This window comes from Escherichia sp. KCJ4928 (assembly GCF_004352695.1).
Lineage (GTDB): Bacteria > Pseudomonadota > Gammaproteobacteria > Enterobacterales > Enterobacteriaceae > ECMA0423.
Window position 1 is genome coordinate 1 of the sequence record NZ_SJWV01000258.1, and the last position, 4,023, is coordinate 4,023.

At 42.0% G+C, this 4,023-nt stretch carries 3 protein-coding genes; 1 reads left to right on the forward strand and 2 read right to left on the reverse strand.

What is annotated here, in order from left to right; all coding sequences use genetic code 11:
* Nucleotides 1–311: colicin V (gene cvaC / locus E0D98_RS21855; RefSeq protein ID WP_131890999.1), on the forward strand; the 311-nt coding region annotated here is incomplete at its 5' end.
* A gap of 169 nt (nucleotides 312–480) precedes the next feature.
* Here the strand turns inward: cvaC and cvaB are convergent.
* On the reverse strand, nucleotides 481–2,577 hold the full coding sequence (gene cvaB, locus E0D98_RS21860; RefSeq protein WP_021573924.1) for a colicin V export peptidase/ABC transporter CvaB: 2,097 nt from the start codon (nucleotides 2,575–2,577) through the stop codon (nucleotides 481–483).
* Nucleotides 2,570–3,844, reverse strand: a complete 1,275-nt coding sequence (locus E0D98_RS21865; protein WP_021573925.1) for an HlyD family secretion protein — start codon at nucleotides 3,842–3,844, stop codon at nucleotides 2,570–2,572. Before E0D98_RS21865 ends, cvaB begins: the two co-directional genes overlap by 8 nt.
* Nucleotides 3,845–4,023 lie beyond the last annotated feature (179 nt).

The following is a 4,023-nucleotide window of genomic DNA, read 5'->3' on the forward strand; positions in this document are numbered from 1 at the left end:
TGAGAACTCTGACTCTAAATGAATTAGATTCTGTTTCTGGTGGTGCTTCAGGGCGTGATATTGCGATGGCTATAGGAACACTATCCGGGCAATTTGTTGCAGGAGGAATTGGAGCAGCTGCTGGGGGGGTGGCTGGAGGTGCAATATATGACTATGCATCCACTCATAAACCTAATCCTGCAATGTCTCCATCCGGTTTAGGAGGAACAATTAAGCAAAAACCCGAAGGGATACCTTCAGAAGCATGGAACTATGCTGCGGGAAGATTGTGTAATTGGAGTCCAAATAATCTTAGTGATGTTTGTTTATAAATACTCTTATTTAATATAAGAAAGAACAGTTATTGGACAATCCACACAGAATGATATTTCTTCTTGGTGGATTGTCTATCTTCCATTCCTCCTCCAACAGATATCTGAGCATAACGAGGAATTATAACAGGAAGAAATATTCCTTATACGGTTGTAATTCCTCTATAGTTTAAATAGAAATAACTCTATCAACAGTTCTCAACGTTGTTTCTCTGTGTGCAATAATTACCCTGGTGATATTCATGTTTTTTATGGCAACATTCACGAAATGTTCACTCTCTGAATCAAGAGCACTGGTTGCCTCATCCATAAATAATATTCCTGGTTTCCGGTATAAGGCTCGTGCAATAAATATACGCTGTTTTTGACCGCCAGAAAGACCTTCCCCAAGTTCACCTATTAATGTTTCATATCCCATTGGCATATTCATTATAACATCATGAATATGACTTGCTCTGGCACATTCTACCATCCACTCTTCATCCATTTCCTCTGCGAAACCACAGATATTTTCACGAATTGAGCCTGAAAATAGCCGGTCATCCTGCATAACACAGGCTATCATCCGGTGATAATTATTTATTCCAATTTGGCGTATATCTATACCATTTATCAGTACCCTCCCGCTATCAGGTTCAAATAGTCCACATAGTACTTTCATTAATGTGGTTTTTCCCGCACCGGAAGCACCAGTTATAGCCACACTTTCCCCCGGAGCTACTGATAAACTCAGAGCACTGAATATCGGTGCTGACTGACTGTCATAACGATAGCTTAAACCATTGGTTTCCAGGGATATTGGCCCCATATGAGCAACGATTTCAATTTCAGGTTTTTTTTCCTCCTTTTCATGTAATGCAATATCTGCAATGCGCTCATTGTGCAGACTCATTATTCTTAGCTGAAGAAGAAAACTGGTCAGAGAGGCAACTCTTTCCGAAAACTGCCCACGAAAAGAACTAAACGCTACAAACATTCCTATTGTCATCTGATTATCGATCACAAGGCCTGCTCCCAGCCATAAAATTACAATCTGATCACAGGCGGTAACAAAGGTATTTATTCCTCCGAAGAGCAAATCCATCCTGGTTAGCTTAATACCCGAATTTATCGCATCTATTTTCATATTAAGCCAGTGTGCCCCCCGAATTCCGACCATCCCCTGGATTTTTACCGTGGCAATACCATATAATGTTTCCATAAAATAGGAGGCGGCACGGGCCTCCCTGACAAGACATTCTTCTGATATCTGTCGGTAATTGCCGTATGTCACCAGACGAATAAAAATGTAAATTGTGGTAAAGCAGAGAACTATCCAGGTGAGATATCCTCCGTATAACAGCATCATCACAAAAACACCGACAACCATAATGCTGTCCATTATGAACCCGATCACACTGGTGGTAAATGTGGTCCTCAATGTGTCAAGGGAGTCAAAACGTGACTGGATATCACCTAATTTTCGGCGTTCAAAAAACGCCAGCGGTAGTCTGAGAAGATGATCGAACAGCCCCGACTGCCACTGTACATTGATGAGCGTGCTCATAACCAGTGAAGACCATGCGCGCAGCGTACTCGTTGCAGCTTTGAGTAATATAAAAAACATCAGAGCAGCAGAAATTAGCGTCAGTAGTCCTCTGTCCCCCGCAGGAATAGCATGATCCATAACCAGCTGTGTCCCCACCGGCATTAGCAGATTGATTGCTTCAATTACAACTGACAGACAGAAAATTTTTGCCAGCGTTCTTTTAATACCGTAAATACTGTTAATCAGTGAACGAAGACTTATGCGGGTCTGCAGGGTTTCCGACTGGAATTCACTTCCGGGCCAGACCTCAAGTGCAACGCCTGTAAAATATCGGCTCATTTCCTCCCGGCTGATATATCTTATGCCCCTGGCCGGATCATGCAGTACATAACGGTTACGCTTTACGCTGACCAGAACGACGAAGTGACTGAAATCCCAGTGGAGAATACACGGCGTTTTGAGGACTCGAAGTTCATCCAACTCCAGTGAAAGAGCCCGGGTGGCCATCCCCAGTTGCTCCGCTATTCCATTGATTCCTGCAAGGGTTGCTCCACGGGCAGAGAGATTAAACTTCCGGCGAAGATATATCAGGTCAATATTCTTACCAAAATGACCGCATATCATTGCCAGGCAGGCCAGTCCACATTCAGCGGTCTCCGTCTGATGAATAACCGGAACACGACGTTGCCAGCGCAAATCAAGCAGATTTATAATTTGTCTGAAATTCCTGTTAGTCATTGATCGGTCCTGTTGCACTGTGTTTCATGTCATAGAAAGGAGAAAGCATCCACTGGTAAATACGCCTTTTTTCCAGAAATAGTGTACTTTCGGCTTTCATTCCATTTTCCAGAGGGAGGTATTTTTCGTCATACCTGATTATCTGCTTTTCTGGCGTCGCAATGACTTTATACCAGGGAACAGAGGCACCCGGCGTATTTTGAGGTGCTCCCTTATAGGTCAACATTTCCTGTGTTGACGCAGGAGTCCTGGATATAGTTTTAACCGTAGCAGAGAACTGCCCAAATTTTTCTGAGGGGAAGGCTTCATAACGAATATTCACTTTGTCACCAGCCGAAATATAAGGAACAGCATCATTCGGGACCCAGAGAATAAGATAATAGTTTTCAATGTTCTCAGGAATAACCTGCAGAAGGCTGTCTCCGGTATTGACCATTTGCCCTACAGTGACACTCAGGGAGTCAACTTTCCCGTCAGACAACGCCCGGATAATGATTTCGCCTTCCACATCAGTGTTAACCAGTTCTTTCTGCAATTCGAGTCGTTGCAGTTCCATCTGATAGATACGATTATCAAAATCTGCTGCCTGAGTCTGAATCTGACTCTCCAGAGTGGTTATCTGCAGGGCATTTTGTTCATTTTGTCCGCTCAGACTGAGAAGGTTGTTTTGTTGTTGATAATATAATGCAACTTGGTTAGTTAATTGATCTTTATTAATCAGTCCTTTTGACTGATAGTATCTGTAATTCTCCATATTATTTTTCATTATTTTTAACCCTTCCTCTGCACGCTGTATAATGTCTGATGAGCGACGGAACGCATCTGTGTATTGCAGACGTTGTTTTTCCAGGGTATCTAGCGTTATTTTTTTACTTTCTTCCAGACGGGAAATAATGTTGTCCACACGAACCAGCTGGTTTTCTATATCCCGGCGATGATTATCAGTGACAATACCATTGCGTGTGCTTTTACTGATGTCAATCAGATAAACAGGGTCCCCTTTTTTTATCAACTGCCCTTCATGAACAAACTGCCTGACAACAAATCCCTGTACACCTGAATATATATTGACAGCTCTTGGCCAGGTTGTGACCTCACCACTGACATTAACACGGCGGCTATAGGTACCAACAATAATGAACATCAGAAATGCCGTAATAAACACAATGCTTCCCAGCATGATTAACCACAGTGGTATTCCGGGAAGTAATATTGCCCGTCCCTGCCACTTCATTTTTCTGTTTTCTAAAGCATCCTGGCGAAACAAATAATGTCTCCTTGCATACTATTAGTTTGTTGTTTATCTGGATTAATGATGGAAAATAAATCGAAAATTTGCATTATATGTTTCAAGGAAAATCATATAAACATTCAACATAGGAGAGTTATCAGGACAAATAATCATATAATGCTGAGAACAATATTATAAACAATAGTCTTTTTATT

Excerpts from the sequence above, each read along its gene's own strand:
- cvaB (WP_021573924.1), bottom strand. The coding sequence starts at position 2,577 with ATGACTAACAGGAATTTCAGACAAATTATAAATCTGCTTGATTTGCGC.